The organism is Mesorhizobium sp. M1B.F.Ca.ET.045.04.1.1 (assembly GCF_003952465.1).
GTDB lineage: Bacteria > Pseudomonadota > Alphaproteobacteria > Rhizobiales > Rhizobiaceae > Mesorhizobium > Mesorhizobium shonense.
This window is the reverse complement of record NZ_CP034448.1, coordinates 711,367-726,226: the sequence shown is the minus strand read 5'-3', so window position 1 is coordinate 726,226 and position 14,860 is coordinate 711,367. Positions and strand designations below refer to the sequence as shown.

The 14,860-nt window shown below is 63.8% G+C and carries 13 protein-coding genes and 1 pseudogene; 10 read left to right on the top strand and 4 right to left on the bottom strand.

The annotated features are described in order from the left end of the window. Window positions 1-19: 19 nt before the first annotated feature. Window positions 20-925: a LysR substrate-binding domain-containing protein gene (locus tag EJ071_RS03410; RefSeq protein ID WP_126096821.1), complete on the bottom strand. Its 906-nt coding sequence runs from the start codon at window positions 923-925 to the stop codon at window positions 20-22. Window positions 926-1,034: 109 nt separating this feature from the next. Here EJ071_RS03410 and EJ071_RS03405 point away from each other — a divergent pair, with 109 nt between their 5' ends. The 6 genes and pseudogenes from EJ071_RS03405 (at window position 1,035) to EJ071_RS39130 (ending at window position 6,850) form a co-directional block, all read left to right on the top strand. Further along, a complete protein-coding gene (locus EJ071_RS03405) occupies window positions 1,035-2,429 on the top strand; it encodes an FAD-binding oxidoreductase (RefSeq protein ID WP_189521410.1) in 1,395 nt (464 codons plus the stop codon). Window positions 2,430-2,435: 6 nt separating this feature from the next. Further along, window positions 2,436-2,876, top strand: a complete 441-nt coding sequence (locus tag EJ071_RS03400; protein ID WP_126096820.1) for an MFS transporter — start codon at window positions 2,436-2,438, stop codon at window positions 2,874-2,876. 237 nt (window positions 2,877-3,113) lie between these two features. Beyond that, window positions 3,114-4,274, top strand: a complete 1,161-nt coding sequence (locus EJ071_RS03395; RefSeq protein WP_126096819.1) for a glycoside hydrolase family 172 protein — start codon at window positions 3,114-3,116, stop codon at window positions 4,272-4,274. Window positions 4,275-4,538: 264 nt separating this feature from the next. After that, window positions 4,539-4,733 (top strand): annotated as a pseudogene (locus EJ071_RS39135) (ATP-dependent Clp protease adaptor ClpS); the annotation flags it as partial. Between the two features lie 231 nt (window positions 4,734-4,964). After that, window positions 4,965-6,185, top strand: a complete 1,221-nt coding sequence (locus tag EJ071_RS03390; RefSeq protein WP_245460303.1) for an AAA family ATPase — start codon at window positions 4,965-4,967, stop codon at window positions 6,183-6,185. A gap of 440 nt (window positions 6,186-6,625) precedes the next feature. Then, window positions 6,626-6,850, top strand: coding sequence for a hypothetical protein (locus EJ071_RS39130; protein WP_245460160.1), 225 nt, complete (start codon window positions 6,626-6,628; stop codon window positions 6,848-6,850). A 91-nt stretch (window positions 6,851-6,941) separates the two neighbouring features. Here the strand turns inward: EJ071_RS39130 and EJ071_RS03380 are convergent, their stop codons facing one another. Together EJ071_RS03380 and EJ071_RS03375 are read right to left on the bottom strand one after the other, a co-directional pair. Further along, window positions 6,942-7,667 carry an SDR family oxidoreductase gene (locus EJ071_RS03380; RefSeq protein WP_126096816.1) on the bottom strand — a complete coding sequence of 242 codons (726 nt, stop codon included), beginning with the start codon at window positions 7,665-7,667 and terminating at the stop codon, window positions 6,942-6,944. A 41-nt stretch (window positions 7,668-7,708) separates the two neighbouring features. Continuing rightward, window positions 7,709-8,455 (bottom strand): SDR family oxidoreductase, encoded by a 747-nt coding sequence (locus EJ071_RS03375; RefSeq protein WP_126096815.1) that lies wholly within the window; start codon window positions 8,453-8,455, stop codon window positions 7,709-7,711. A gap of 124 nt (window positions 8,456-8,579) precedes the next feature. Here EJ071_RS03375 and EJ071_RS03370 point away from each other — a divergent pair, with 124 nt between their 5' ends. Continuing rightward, window positions 8,580-9,479: a LysR family transcriptional regulator gene (locus tag EJ071_RS03370; RefSeq protein ID WP_126096814.1), complete on the top strand. Its 900-nt coding sequence runs from the start codon at window positions 8,580-8,582 to the stop codon at window positions 9,477-9,479. Between the two features lie 215 nt (window positions 9,480-9,694). Here EJ071_RS03370 and EJ071_RS03365 read toward each other — a convergent pair whose 3' ends face one another. After that, the gene (locus tag EJ071_RS03365) at window positions 9,695-12,520 is read right to left on the bottom strand and encodes a winged helix-turn-helix domain-containing protein (protein ID WP_126096813.1); all 2,826 of its coding nucleotides are present in this window, start codon (window positions 12,518-12,520) and stop codon (window positions 9,695-9,697) included. A 237-nt stretch (window positions 12,521-12,757) separates the two neighbouring features. Between EJ071_RS03365 and EJ071_RS03360 the strand changes: the two genes are divergently transcribed. The 3 genes from EJ071_RS03360 (at window position 12,758) to EJ071_RS03350 (ending at window position 14,830) form a co-directional block, all read left to right on the top strand. Then, entirely contained in the window at window positions 12,758-13,174 is a 417-nt protein-coding gene (locus EJ071_RS03360; protein WP_126096812.1) for an organic hydroperoxide resistance protein, read from the top strand. Between the two features lie 57 nt (window positions 13,175-13,231). Then, entirely contained in the window at window positions 13,232-14,293 is a 1,062-nt protein-coding gene (locus EJ071_RS03355; RefSeq protein WP_126096811.1) for an alpha/beta hydrolase, read from the top strand. Between the two features lie 63 nt (window positions 14,294-14,356). Then, window positions 14,357-14,830: a cytochrome P460 family protein gene (locus EJ071_RS03350; RefSeq protein ID WP_245460302.1), complete on the top strand. Its 474-nt coding sequence runs from the start codon at window positions 14,357-14,359 to the stop codon at window positions 14,828-14,830. The last annotated feature ends 30 nt before the right edge of the window (window positions 14,831-14,860 follow it).

Sequence of the window (14,860 nt, the reverse complement as noted above, 5' to 3'; positions counted from 1 at the left end):
TATCCCAGCTTCGGCAGCCTCACAGGACGCTTCTCATCCACGCCAGGAAGGACTCCATCACCGCGGATCGCGGACTGTGATGCATCCAGACGACGTAGAAACTGTAGCCCGGCAAGGACAATGGATGCGCCTTGACGAGCGAACTGTTCTCCAGCTCTCGGCCAACCACAACGTCACTTAAAATCGCAATGCCTTGCCCGGCGACAACCGCATCGATCGCATGTAGTTCTTCGCGGAAGCTTAAATCCCAGGCTTTGTCCGGGATCAGGTCTGGATCGATCGAACGGGCCGTCGCCAGCCATCGGTGCCAGGTGGGAGCGTCCGGATCCCGGTTCATCCAGTCGAAATGGATCAACGGATAACGCAACAGATCGGCAGCACGCTCAATCGCCCGCCCATCGCCTGCCAACAATCGGGGACTGCATACGGGAAAGAAGGAATCGCGGCATATCTCGTGCGCGGCAAAGCCGACAGGTGGACGGCGCGTATAGCGGACCGCCACATCCGCGGCGCCGGCGCGCAGATCGAGGACCGCGTCCGTCCCGATGATCTCCAGCGGCACGGCCGGGTTGGCCTCCCGCCATTTCGGCAAGCGCGGCACCAGCCATCGGCTGGCGAAGGCGTTCGGGCTTGTCACCCGCAATGGCGCCTGAACATCCGGCTCGGCGACAGCGGCAAGGGAGCCGGCGAGAAGATCAAAGCCGTTTCGCAGGATGGGAAACAGCCGCGCTCCTGCCCCCGTCAGCATGAGCGGGCGCGGCCGGCGCTGGAACAGCTTGCAGCCGCATATCTCTTCCAGCAGGCGGACCTGGTGGCTGATCGCCGTCGGCGTCACGCCGAGCTCCGCCGCCGCGGCCTTGAAACTGCCGTGCCGGGCGGCGGCTTCGAAGGCGTGCAAAGCGCGGAGCGGCGGGCGGTTTCCCATGTGCGGCAGCGTAGATGAATTCTGCTCATCCAGCAGCTAAGAATTTCGCTTTTGCAGAAGGTCGGGCGCTGTGAGACCGTTCGTCCGGTTGGAACCGGAGACGGCGACGATGGAGCTTCCGCGACAGACCGATACCCTATCGGGCCGATCCCATTCCTCGGTTGCCGCGATCGCGCAGCTGCGGCAGAGCTTGCATAGCGAACTGGTATTGCCGACGGACGCCGGCTACGACGAGGCGCGCAGAGTGTGGAACGGGGCGATCGACAAACGCCCTGCTGCGATCGTCTTTTGCGCCGATGCCGATGACGTCGTCCGCGCCGTGACCTATGCCAGGTCGCAAGGCTCAATCGTGGCGGTCCGCAGCGGCGGCCACAATGTCGCCGGCCTGTCCGTCTGCGACGACGGGATGGTGATCGATCTATCGCGCATGAAAAAGATCGTCGTCGATCCTGAGCGCCGCATCGCCAGGGCGGAAGCCGGTCTGAACCTCGGCGAGTTCGACGCGGCCACGCAGGCCCACGGTCTTGCGACGACGATGGGCGTCAACGGCGACACCGGTATTGCCGGCCTCACGCTCGGTGGAGGCTTCGGCAAGCTCGGGCGAAAGCACGGCCTGAGCTGCGATAATTTGATCGCGGCTGAAATCGTCACGGCCGACGGACGGCTGTTGCGAACAAGCGCCGGCGAGCATCCCGACCTGTTCTGGGCCTTGCGTGGCGGTGGCGGCAATTTCGGCATAGTGACGGCATTCGAATACCGGCTGCATCCGCTCGGCCCGGCTCTTCTCGTGGGCTCGGTGCTTCACGCCTACAATCATGCGCGCGAGGCCATGCGGTTTTACGACAAATTCTCCCGGGACGCCCCTGACGAGTTGAGTGTCGATGCCGCGCTCGTCACACTGCCGTCGGGCGACCGTGCCTTCAGCATCTCGGCTTGCTATGTCGGGTCACCCGAAGCGGGCGAGCCCGTCATCGCACCGCTGATGAAATTCGGATCCCCCATCGAAAGCCGCCTTCAAGCCATTCCCTATCTCCAGATTCAATCGGCTGGCGACAGCCTCTTTCCACGCGGACGACGCTATTACTGGAAGGCGCAGTTCCTGCACCGGATCAGCGATGGTGCGATCGAGGCCTTGCTCGACAGCTACGCGAAGGCCCCCAATAACTCCTCGCTGCTGGTTTTCCAGCAGGTTGGCGGAGCTATCGCTCGCGTGCCCGCCTCGCACACGCCCTACGCCAATCGCGATGCGGCCCTTGACTGCTTCCCGATCGCCATCTGGGACGATCCGGCCGACGACGAGGCAAATATCCACTGGGCGCGCCACCTATGGAATGCGGTCAGGCCGTTCTCCACCGGCGGCGTCTATGCCAACAATCTTGGCGATGAGGGCGACGAGCGCGTGCGCGATGCTTACGGCGGAAATTATGTCCGCCTCGCCGCCATCAAGAAGCAATACGACCCGACCAATTTCTTCCGATCGAACCAGAATATCAAACCTGGATAATCCGCAATCCATGGGGGAACCGCCGCACTGTCCGTCCCAGTCGGGGGCTACCTCGCGGATCGCACCGGGAGCCGCAATGCCATGCTGGCGGTTAGCTGCCTCGCCTTCGCGGCACTGGTTCTCGTGCTGTGGCGCGGTTCCGAGACGCTACCCACCTTGGTTGCTCTTGGCTTGGTCTGCGGCCTGCCGGCCGGGGCGATCATGAGCCTGCCGGCACGGGTACTGGAGCCGACGACGCGAGCGCTGGGAATGGGCCTCTTCTACACGGTGTACTACGCCACGATGCTCGTCGCTCCCTGGCTCGGCGGCAAGCTTGCGCTTTGGGCAGGCAGCGCCGGCGCAGCCCTTGGCCTTGGCTCGGCCACGCTTCTGGCGTGTCCGATCCTGCTATGGGGGTTCGAACGCCGGCTGCTCCTGCCGGAGCGGACGATAGCACAGGTGAATTGAGCTCGGGGCCAGCCCGTTCCGGCAAGTTCATCGAGGGCCTAAGTTCACCGATCGACGGCGGGGCGACACCGGGTGCTGCGACAGCGCTCCTGCCGCCTGCGCTGAATTGCACGCCGTGTCTGAGGATTCACGCGGCAACTTGCCGGCACCGCCCATGCTCTTCCCATTCTTCGAGCGGGCAAGATTGCCGAATCCACCTGCGGCTCCAAGTGAGAGGAGATACATAGGAGCAATCCGATGACTCAAGCCGGACTTTCACCGCTGCGCGGCCTCGCCAAGCTTCGCGATGCCAGGACGCGACGCTTTTCCAGCTACGACCGCACCGGCGGCAACGACGACCGTTTGCACATCGAGCCGGGCGAGACCGTGACAATCGCCGAACATGAAGGCGCCGGCATCGTCACCCATATCTGGGCGACGCTGGCCTGCGGCAGCGAAAGCTTCCTGCGCAAGGCCGTGCTGCGCGCCTACTGGGACGGCGAGGGGCAGCCGAGCATCGAGACGCCCATCGGCGACTTCTTCGGCATCGGTCACGCCCGCACGAAGAACTTCGCCAGTCTCCCCGTGCAGGCAAGCCCCGAGGACGGCAAGGGCTTCAACTGCTATTTCCCGATGCCCTTCGCGACCGGCATGAAGATGACGGTCAGCAACGAGGCCGAGCACGAACTGGTGCTCTATTGCTATGTCGACCTCGAACTGCATGACGGGCTGGAGGACGATCTCGGCCGCTTCCACGCGCAGTACCGCCAGGCGCGGCCCGAGGGCATGGCGGAGACCGGCCTCACCAACGAGCAGTTCCTGTTCGGCGGCGAGAACACGGACGGCAAGGACAACTATACGATCCTCGAGGCCGAGGGCCGCGGCCACTATGTCGGCGTGCTGTTCAGCGTCTTTTCGCGCCGGCGTTCCGCGCAGTGGGACTGGTATGGCGAGGGCGACGACATGATCTTCATCGACGGCGAGCCCGGCCTATCGGTGTTCGACCGCAAGCCCGACCCGCGCATCGGCCAGCAAGTGGCGCTGATCGCGCCGCGCGGCGAGAGCGCGCCGGGCGCCAACGACGCCTGGCCGCCGACGCTGCACGGCACCGGCACGGAGGATTATTTCAACACCGCCTGGTGCCCCACCCAGGACTATTCGGCGCCCTATCACGGCGTCATCGCGGCGGGAGGGCCGAACTGGAGCGAGCCGGTCACGCTCTATCGCTGGCATATCGAGGACCCGGTGATCTTCCGCCAACGCATCCGCGTCAGCATCGAGCACGGCCACGCCAACCGGCGCGCCGACGACATCTCGTCGGTCGCCTTCTGGTACCAGGCCGAGCCGCACAAGCCGTTCGCGCCGCTGCCGGCGGTCGCCGAGCGCATTCCGAGTTTCGGCCGCGACGCGGAGGGTTAGGGGGGCGTCGCGACGAAAAGAATTCGGACGACGCGCTTCAGTCTTTGTCTTGATGCATGTCATGTGCCCAAAGCCCTCAGCGCTTTTTGGGCAGCATGCGTAGAATTCTGCCATCACGCCTAGTGCGCGAGCGGGGCCGTCATCAATGCCGGTTTCATTAACCTTTGTCTTCGAGGCATGCGGCAGGTTTAAAGTGCTAATAATTCATGCAACGTGGCGTACATATTGTTGACCTACGGAAGCCCTGAAAAGTGAGCAGCTCCATTGCACAGTACTCCAGCCGACGCAGTCAATTTGCAGCTTATTGTTCACAATGACGACCAGACTCCATGGGAGTTCGTCGTCGATCTCGTTCGCGCGGTCTTCGATCGATCGGAAGCGGAGGCCGAGGCCTTCGCTGCGAAAGTGACGCAGCAGGGAAAGGCCGTGTGCGGCAGCTATCCTCTCGCGGTCGCGAAGGCGATGCTGGAGACGGCACGGCTGCGCATCGAAGCAGCCGGTCACCCGCTTCGCATCACCGCCGTCCCTGGCGGAACAGAAGACGCGACAGCGCCCGACCGTCCAGGACCGGCTTCGCGCAACCAGAAATTCAAATATGCCCATGAGGCAATTGCCTGGCATTTTTCGGGACTGGCGCACGACGAGATCATCGCAACCTCCCGCCAGTTCCCCGGCCATATGCGGGCCGACGTGCAGGTAGCGCTCGATAGACTGTTCTCAACCTCGCCTATTCGCTTCTTCGGTCTCTACGAGCAACATCGCTACGAGACGTTGACCTATGCCGCGCTGACAAAAGACGGGCAGTACGCGGTCACCATCTCGGCGGCGCAATATCAAGATGTCGATATCGGCGAAAGCGACCCAATAAAATGTCTCAACAACGGCTTGTGGCTCAATCGCGATGGCGACCTGCACTACGCGGTCGTGCTGTCCTTTCATCGTGAGTATGGCCGCGAGGCCGGGACCTGCGTCGAGATCGCCGTGCCGGCCGGCGAGCACGGTGTGGCGCTTGTAGGCCGCTGCTTCTCCCAGTTGGAGGCTGCGATCAATACTGCGCGATCCTACCGCGGCAAGGTTCTGTCGCTCGAAACGGAAGAGGACTATCAGGGCCGCTCCAAAGGCGTGATGGTCCATCGACTGCCGGAAGTGCGACGCGAAGCGATCATCCTGCCGGAGCGGACTCTGAAGCTTCTCGAACGCAACGTGATCCGGTTCATAGAGAGCCGGGAAGCACTGAGACGGCTTGGGCAATCGACGCGCAAGGGCATCCTGCTTTACGGTCCGCCGGGCACCGGCAAAACGCACACCATTCGCTACCTCGCCGCCAATCTCCCTGGCCATACGACGCTCATCATAACAGCCGGCCAGATGGGCCTGCTGTCGCAATACATGACTCTGGCGCGCCTGCTGCAGCCGGCTATGGTGGTGATCGAGGACGTGGACCTTATTGCCCGCGACCGCGAGAATATGGGAGGTCCATGTGAGGAGTCCCTCCTCAACACCTTGCTCAACGAGATGGACGGGCTAAAGGACAATGCCGACATCCTGTTTGTCCTTACCACCAACCGGCCCGAGCAGCTTGAAGGTGCGCTGACAGGGCGGCCGGGACGTATCGACCAGGCCATCGAGGTGCCGCTGCCGGATGACGACTGTCGGGAGAAGCTCGTGCGCCTTTATGGCGGCGGGCTGAAACTTTCCGACAAGATCGTGGCCGAAGCTGTGGCCCGCACAAAAGGTGTCAGCGCAGCCTTCATCAAGGAGCTTATGCGCCGTACCGCGCAAACAAGCATCATGCGTGGCGACGGAAAGGCTGTGACGCCGAAAGATCTCGCCGAGGCCCTGGACGACATGCTTTTCACGGGCGGCAGGCTCAACGTCAAGTTGCTCGGCGGAGCAGCAGACGGACCATGACGCGCTTAGCCGCATCTGAATTTCAGGCCGCGTCGTTCAAGCGGCGATTTTTGGACCAAACGTCAATGCGCCGACATCGAGGTTCCGGAGACAACAGGGCTTTTGCGCGCCCAGTCCCGGCACAGCGCGATCCAAAAGTTCGTGGCATCGAAGAAGGGCCGGCCCTTGTGTGCGGTTGATACGTATCCTGACATGAATGGGCGAACCTTCGTGCTACGGTGCAGGTGGTTTCATGGCACCCAATCTTGCCTGCCATGAAGTGAAGAGGAGAATTCACCACGTCCAGGATCAGCCGCCGCGCTCTGCTCTTTCATTCCAGCAGCGCTGTTGTCGCCTCGACGGTTGCGGCAGCGGCTCCCGCCACAGAGCCACCGCGCCAAGACCGAGAAACGTCCCGCGAACTGCGTGCACTGATTGAGGCGCACACGACAGCATACGCGGTGTTTGGCAAGGCCGTCCATGAAATGGGTGGAAGCAGCCGCAACTGGGACAGAGCCAGCCGAGCAGAGGAAAAGGCTCTGCTGGCCATCTGCGCCTACCCGGCGGTCAGCGAAGGCGATCGCTTGGCCAAGGCCCGATATCTGCTGGAGATCGAGGCGCGCGGCGAACTCGACCTGCCGGAGCACATGCAGGCTATTCTCCGCTCAACAATGTGGAAGGCATGAGACTGACCGGCACGCAACCGGTCAGTCTCTATAAGATCACTCGAAGCTCGCCGGCTGGCATCAGCGACAAATCAGCGGGCGAAACGCGCCTCTATCTCTGTGCGACAGGACGGACGGTGATCTCGTTGACGCCGACCTCCCGCGGCTGCTCGATGGCATAGAGCACCGCCCGCCCGATCGCCTCCGGTTCGATGGCGTTGCGGCGGTACTCCACCATCGCACGGGCGGCTGCTTCGTCCGTGATCGTGCCTGCGAGCTCGGACCGCGTCACGCCGGGATAGATGCAGGTGGCGCGGATCGTCTCGTTCTCCTGGCGCAACCCGTCTGTGATAGCCCGCACAGCGAACTTGGTGGCGCTGTAGACGGCCGAGGTCGGCACCACCTCGAAGCTGCCGACCGAGCCGATATTGACGACGTGGCCGCTCCCCTGCGCCTGCATCACCGGCAGGACGGCCGCGATGCCGTGAAGGACGCCGCGGATGTTGACGTCGATCATCCGATCCCATTCCTCGACCTTCAGCGCGGCGAGGGGCGACAGCAGCATCACCCCGGCATTGTTGACGAGGACGTCGATCCGCCCGAACCGCTGCCGCGCCTCGGCGACGAGGGCTTCCATGCTGGCGCGTTCGGTGACGTCGAGGGCGCGGGCGGCGGCCTGGCCGCCCTTCGCCTCGATCTCCTCGACGAGCGTGGCGAGCCGTTCGGTCCGCCGCGCGCCCAGCATGAGGGTGGCGCCGGCGTCGGCGAGGACACGCGCGGTGGCCTCGCCGATGCCGCTGGAAGCGCCGGTGATGAGCACGACCTGGTCTATGGACATGATGGTCTCCTGTATTGTGTTTGATGTGACGGGCCGAGCGCTCACTGCGCCGTGTAGCCGCCGTCGACGAAGAGCTGCGCCCCGGTGATGAAGCTCGAGGCGGGGGAAGCGAGGAAGGCGATGGCCTCGGCCACCTCCTCCGGGCGGCCGATGCGCCCGATCGGGTGCGCGTCGCCGAAGCTGCGCAGCATTTCCCGGCCGTTCTCGACCACGCCTTCCATGATGTCGGTGTCGATGACGCCGGGCAGGACCACGTTGCAGCGGATGCCGCGGCGGCCGTACTCGACCGCGACGATGCGGGCGAGCTGCGCCGAGGCCGCCTTGGAGGAGGCATAGGCCGCCTGCGTCGGGAACGCCGTCGTCGCCGAGAGCGAGGCGTTGATGACGACGGCGCCGCCCTCCTCCATCAGCGGCACCGCCGCCCGGATCGTGACGAAGGCGCCGCGGGCGTTGATCTGGAAGATGCGGTCGTATTCCTCGACCGAGGTTTCGGTCAGCGGCTTGTTGAGGGTTCGTCCGGCATTGCTGACGACGATGTCGAGCCGGCCGAAGCGCTCGCGGGCGAGATCGACCGAACGCCGGGCAAGGCCCTCGTCCGAGACGTCGCCCACCAGCGTGGCAACGTCGCGGGCTTCGAGCGCTTGGACCTCGTCGGAGAGGTCGGAGGCGACGATCCTGGCGCCGCGGGCACGCAGCAGGTCGAGCGTGGCGCGTCCGATGCCGCGACGCGCGCCGGTCACGAGCGCCACCTTGCCGGTCAGGTCATAGGTATTGGGCAGATTGGTCATTGCTGTCTCCATGGTGCTGGCGGAGCGCACCCGTGCGCCCACCATCGATGCCCGGGAGATAGCAATCGCTCGCTGTCGATATAACTTGCCGCGAACTGGACCTTATGGTTAGGAACACTAACCAATGCAGATCGATCTCAACCTCCTCACCCTGTTCGCCGCGGTGGCGGAGACGGGCAATTTCCGCGCCGCGGCCGACCGGCTTGGGGTAACGCGCTCGGCGGTAAGCCAAGGCGTGCGGCGCCTGGAGACCGCGCTCGGCCAAGCGCTGTTCCTGCGCACCACCCGCAGCGTGCGCCTGACCGAGGCGGGCGAGCGCTTCCTGGCCCAGGTCTCGGCGCCATTGGCCGAGATCGCGAACGCCCTCGAAGCGGCGTCCGGCTCGGCGGAGCAGCCCCGCGGTCTCCTGCGGATCGCTGCCACCTCGATCGCCGAGGAGTTCCTGTCCGGGCCGCTGATCGCCTCCTTCAGCGAGGCGCATCCCGGCGTCACCCTCGACGTGACGGTGACCGATCTGGAATTCGACATCATCGCGGCCGGCTTCGACGCCGGCGTGCGCCTCGGCGAGGTCATCGAACGCGACATGATCGCGGTGCCGCTGACGGGCGACCAGCGCCAGGTCGCGGTGGCGACGCCGCACTATCTCGCGCGCCACGGCACGCCAGAGCATCCGCGCGACCTCGTCCACCACCGCTGCATCGGCTGGCGGCCGCAGCCGCACACCGCACCTTATCGCTGGGAATTCGAGAAGGACGGCCGCGCCTTCGACGTCTCGGTCGAACCGCAGATCACCACCAACGACATGTTCCTGATGATCCGCACCGCGCTCGCCGGCGGGGGCATTACCTTCGGCATGGAAGAAACCTTCCGGTCCCATCTCGAGCGCGGCGAGCTCGTCTCGATCCTCTCCGACTGGCTGCCGCCCTTCGCCGGCTTCTTCCTGTACTTCCCCAGCCGCCACACCGTGACGCCGAAGCTGAGGGCGCTCATCGACCATGTGCGACACTATCGCCACCGATCTTAGGCGCGGCGCGGTACCTGCGACCGGCGGCCACTTGCCTGTCGTTCGTCTCCCCAGTGCTTAGTCGGCCTGGGAAGGGGGCGGCGAATTCCCGCTCGCGCAGCTTCGAACCTTGCAGGACCTATCCAACGTAGCCGCATTTGGATTTCGGGCCACGTCGCTCAAGGGGCGATATTTGGACTAAACGTTAATGTGCCGACGTCGGTAGGCTGCCATCTCTAGCGCAGCGTCGCCAGCAGGCGTGCGGCAGACTTCAGATCAGCCGTATCCAAGCCCTCCGCGAAACGCTCGAACAGCGGTTGGAGTAAAGCTCGGGCGCTTTCGTATTGGCTGCGGGCGCCCAGAAGAGTAGCCAGGTCCATCGCGGCGCGCAGCTCCCACCCCCGTGCGCCATGACCGCGGCTCATTTCGAGCGACCGCCTGAGATACAATTCCGCCTCGTCATCAGCACCCGGCTTCGTCACGCGGACGAGGTTTGCCTTCCCCCGCAGCAACTCCGGCATGTAGCAAAGATCCCCATTTGCCTCGACCGATCGGATTGTCCCGTTGACTAGTGCGAGGGCTTCCGCGAATCGGCCCGTCGCGGCGAAGCCTTGAACGAGCGCGATGCTGAGCGGCGTTGTGAGCAGTTCGTATGGGGCTGCATGAAGGTCCTGAAGAACGCGTTGCAGGCTCCGAACCCCGCTTTCTGCATCGCCTCGACGAATGGCGAGCTCTCCTTGGAAGCCTCGCCCGACTGTGAGGTAAGGCCTTAGAGAGTGCAGCTCGGCGCAGGAGAAAAGACGATCGATGTGCTCCTCCGCGCGGTCGAAATCACCGACCCAGACCAACACGGAAACTGCCCAGACCAGAGCGATGGAGAGCGTTAGCGGATGGTCCAAGGTTTCCGCATCCTTGACTGTCAGCAGCGCACGCTCCACCGCCCGATCCGGATAGCCTTGCAGCCAGAGTGTCCGGGCCAGAATCGCGTCGGCGAGAATTCTGCCGTCAAAGCCGAGATAGTTCGTCGTGGTCCGGTCAGAGCGAGGGCCACATCGCAGCGCCTCTTCGAGCGCAGTCCGCGCACGGCCATGCTCCCCGTTCAGATGAAGCGAGATTCCCATCAACGAGTGCGCCAATGTCGTGGACACGGAGTCCTTGATAGCGCCAGCGATGACGGAGCAGCGCTCCGCATAGCGGAGCGCCGTCCTGAATCCTCCCGTGCGCAGGTGGAACATCTGCAATGGACCCAAAACCTGAAGCTGATCGAGCGCATTGCCTCGCTCCTCGGCAATGGCGAAGCTTCTGTTCAATGCCGCACGCGCAGCGTCCTGTCCTCCGCGCGTGAACATCAGGGATACACCCGAGGCCGCCTGAAGACGCATCTCGTCGGGCCCTCCATGTGTGCTGTTGTCGAGAGCGAGAATTGCCTGGGCAGCCCAGCGGTGGCATTCGGTGAGCAAGGACATCGACAGGAAGACCGGAGCTGCGGCAGTGGCAAGCCGGATGCCGAGCTGAGTGTTCCCGTTTGGCCCGAAGCACCATTCCAAGGCCGCTCGCACATTCGCAATGCCGGCGAGGTGAAGAGCGCGCTGCGCCGCGCTCGACAAGGTCGGCCATTCAGTTCCAGTCTCCTCCAGCCATCGCAGATAGTAGGTGACGTGGCGGGCGGCCAGCTCCGTGAGTTCGGCATCATGGACGTCGAGTTGGAGGGCATAGGCCCGCGTCGTATCGAGCAGCCGATAACGCATTGTTGCGCCGGCCGGTCTTGCCGCGATCATCGACTTGGCTACGAGGCTGTCGATGGCACCAAACACCAGAGTCTCGTCAGCGGTGGGGCTCGTCACGATCGCCAGGGCGGCCTCAATCGAAAAGTGGCCAACGAACACGGCGAGCCGGCGAAGCACCAGACGCTCGAACTCGGACAGAAGCCCGAAGCTCCAGTCCAAGGTGGCCTGGAGGGTCTTCTGGCGCGGCGGGGCGGTGCGCTGCCCCGGCCACAGCAGGGTCAGCCGCTCGTCGAGAAGGGCCGCGGTCTTATGAAGGCCGTAGCTCGCAACCCGTCCGGCCGCCAGCTCGATCGCGAGCGGCATGCCGTCAAGCTTCCGGCATATTTTGGCCACGACCTTGGCATCCGCATCGTCGAGATCGAGGCGAGCGCCGCTCGCCGCGGCGCGTTCCACGAACAGCTGGGATGCAGGGAAGCCCTGCGCAACTGACGCCGTGAGCTCCGGATCGTCCGGCGGGTATGCCAGCGGCGCCAGCTTGTAAACGTTCTCCCCTTCGACCAGAAGCGGCTCGCGACTCGTCGTGAGGATGTGAGTCTGCGGCGTGTCGGCGAAGATACGGGTTGCCAGGACTGCAGCCGCATCGATGACATGCTCGCAGGTATCGAGGATCACGAAGGTCCGCCGCCCCGCGAGATAGGCGATCAGCTCGGAGATGGCGTCGTCGGACTGTGGTGACAACCCCAGCGTCGAGGCCACCGTTGTTGCGACCAGGCTGGGATCGCCGAGCGCGCCTAGATCGACGAAGTGCACGGCGCCGGCGAACATCTCGATCAGATCATGCCCGACCGCCACCGCAACAGTGGTCTTGCCGACCCCACCCGTGCCGACGATTGTGACGAAGCGCGTGGCAATGAGCTGGGTTGAAAGCGCGATGGCATCATCGACTCGACCCACCATACGAATGAGCCGGCTTGGTAGATTGGCGTGATAGCTGGCGGCGACCTCGCTGTGCACATCGTTTCGACTGCCTGATCGCGAGATCGGTGCCACAAAGCAGTAGCCTCGTCCGGCCAAGGTAGCGATGTAGCGCGCGCCCTCCTTGCCATCGCCTAAGGCTTTTCGCAGGTTGGCCATGTGAAATCGCAGGCTACCCTCCTCCACAGTGACATCGGGCCAGACATGAGCCAACAGATCCTTCTTGCTGACGACCTCGTTTGGGCGGGCAGCTAAAATGGTCAGGATGTCGAAGGCGCGTGCGCCTAGGTCAACCGGCGCGCCCTGGCGCAGGAGGAGCCGTTCGTTCGCAACCAGAGTGAAAGGACCAAACGATATCATGTCGCTTGTCGCGGCTCCGATCGTATCATGGAGTCATCCTTCGCCTGATTGAGGAGGATCCCGGCTCGCAGAAGGGCTTTCCCTCAGGACAGATTCGCGCCGAGTGACGATCTGCGGCGAGACTTGCTGCTGCTGGCGAGCACTAACAGCTCCTCATAACGCATAACGGGCCAGCAGGGCGACATCTCTCTATGTGTCGAAGCAGCACAGCCTTCCATCGACCAACGGAGAGTGATCATGCCCGCACAAACAAAACGGCTCTACACTGGCAAAGTCCGCACTACCGGCGGTCGGGACGGAGCATCCCGCAGCTCCGACGGGAGGCTGGATATCCGGCTCTCGACACCCGGAGGTCAGGGCAGCGGCACCAATCCGGAACAGCTGTTTGCGGCCGGCTGGTCGGCCTGCTTCGAGGGAGCGATGGCGATCGCCGCCCGTAAGATGAACGTCGCGCTGCTTGCCGGCACAGCAATCGACGCCGAGGTGGATCTGAACGTCGATGAAGGTGCCTACTTCCTCAGCGCACGCCTCAATGTGAGCCTGCCGGGTCTCGACCGCGACGTCGCACGAGCGGTCGTCGACGCGGCCCATCAGACCTGTCCCTACTCGAAGGCCACACGCGGCAACATCGATGTCGAAATTAACCTGATCTAGCCTCGATCCCGACTGTCGGTCGGCCCTGACGAAACCTCACAGCAAGGCGGTGCAGCAATGAATGCAATCAGAACTCCGGAAGACATCGACCATTCCCGCCGGCGACTGTTCGGCATCGCCGCCGCGACCTTGGCGGCTGCGCAACTCGGCGCGATCAGTGGTGCGAGCGCACAAGGGGGCGATCCGGAAGACATCGCCTCAGGCTCCATAAAGCCGCGGACTTCATTTGCGTCGCTGAAGCAAATCGACGCGGGCCTGCTGAAGGTTGGATATGCCGAGGACGGCCCTTCGGACGGCCCTCCAGTCATCCTTCTGCACGGCTGGCCCTATGACATCTACAGCTATGCCGACGTCGTACCGCTGCTTGCGGATGCAGGTTACCGCGTGATCGTGCCCTATCTGCGCGGTTACGGCACGACGCGCTTCCTGTCGGACGCTACCGTCCGAAACGGCCAGCAGGCGGCACTTGCCGTCGACCTCATCGCCATGATGGATGGCCTCGGGATTCAGAAGGCGGTCGTTGCGGGCTACGACTGGGGGGCACGGACCGCCAACATCGTCGCCGCGCTCTGGCCGGAGCGCTGCAAGGCCATGGTGTCTGTCAGCGGATATCTGATCGGCAGTCAGGCGGCCAACATGGCGCCGCTGCCACCGCAGGCCGAGCTCCAATGGTGGTATCAGTTCTATTTCGCCACCGAACGTGGCCGTGCAGGCTATGCGAAAAATACGGCCGACTTCGCCAAGCTGATCTGGAGGCTCGCCTCCCCGCAGTGGAAGTTCGACGATGCCACCTTCGCCTTGAGTGCGGCAGCCTTCGCCAATCCGGACCATGTCGACATCGTCATCCACAATTACCGGTGGCGTCTCGGCCTCGCCGCAGGCGAACCCAAATACGACGACCTGGAAAAACAGCTCGCCACGTCTCCAATGATCGGCGTGCCGACGATTACGATGGAGGGCGACGCCAATGGCGCGCCGCATCCGGACCCCGGCGTCTACGCCAAGCGATTTTCCGGCAAGTACGAGCACCGGCTGATCACGGGCGGCATCGGTCACAACCTGCCGCAGGAGGCACCACAGGCCTTCGCCCAGGCAGTCATCGACGTCAACCGGTTCTAGCCACTCGACAGAAGGAACATTGCAATGAGACGCGTTAATCTCGCATTGGCCGTGCTGGCGGCGATCTTCGTCACTGCGGCGGGTGATGCGCTTGGAGCCGGCGCGGGTTCGGAGGCGACGAATGCGTCGCCGATCTATGGCGTGACAATCCCCGACGGTTACCGAGGCTGGAAACTGGTCGCCCCGGCGTTGGAAGCGGACCCGCTGAACGAGCTTCGTGCAGTCGTCGGCAATTCGGTTGCAATCGAAGCTTATCGTGCTGGCACGCTGCCGTTCCCGGACGGCACTGTTCTCGTCAAGCTGGCATGGAAGCGGGTGCAATCGCCCGAATTTGAACCCGCTTCTGTTCCCGGGGCAGCGACGACCGTCCAAGTCATGGTCAAGGATTCGAAGAAATATGCGGCCACGGGCGGGTGGGGCTTCGGCAGGTTCGTCGACGGCAAACCGGTCGATGAGGCTCAGCACCAGACCTGCTTCGCTTGCCATGAGGCGCGCGTTCGGGGACACGACCATGTCTTCACGCGTTACGCGCCGTAACCAGGACCGATCCATGGATTCCCGCGGGAG

Bases quoted from the DNA above. Each gene is read 5' to 3' on its own strand.
- EJ071_RS03375 (WP_126096815.1), bottom strand. From the start codon at position 8,455: ATGACCAATCTGCCCAATACCTATGACCTGACCGGCAAGGTGGCGCTC.
- EJ071_RS03370 (WP_126096814.1), top strand. From the start codon at position 8,580: ATGCAGATCGATCTCAACCTCCTCACCCTGTTCGCCGCGGTGGCGGAG.
- EJ071_RS03365 (WP_126096813.1), bottom strand. From the start codon at position 12,520: ATGATATCGTTTGGTCCTTTCACTCTGGTTGCGAACGAACGGCTCCTC.
- EJ071_RS03360 (WP_126096812.1), top strand. From the start codon at position 12,758: ATGCCCGCACAAACAAAACGGCTCTACACTGGCAAAGTCCGCACTACC.
- EJ071_RS03405 (WP_189521410.1), top strand. From the start codon at position 1,035: ATGGAGCTTCCGCGACAGACCGATACCCTATCGGGCCGATCCCATTCC.
- EJ071_RS03380 (WP_126096816.1), bottom strand. From the start codon at position 7,667: ATGTCCATAGACCAGGTCGTGCTCATCACCGGCGCTTCCAGCGGCATC.
- EJ071_RS03395 (WP_126096819.1), top strand. From the start codon at position 3,114: ATGACTCAAGCCGGACTTTCACCGCTGCGCGGCCTCGCCAAGCTTCGC.
- EJ071_RS03355 (WP_126096811.1), top strand. From the start codon at position 13,232: ATGAATGCAATCAGAACTCCGGAAGACATCGACCATTCCCGCCGGCGA.
- EJ071_RS03410 (WP_126096821.1), bottom strand. From the start codon at position 925: ATGGGAAACCGCCCGCCGCTCCGCGCTTTGCACGCCTTCGAAGCCGCC.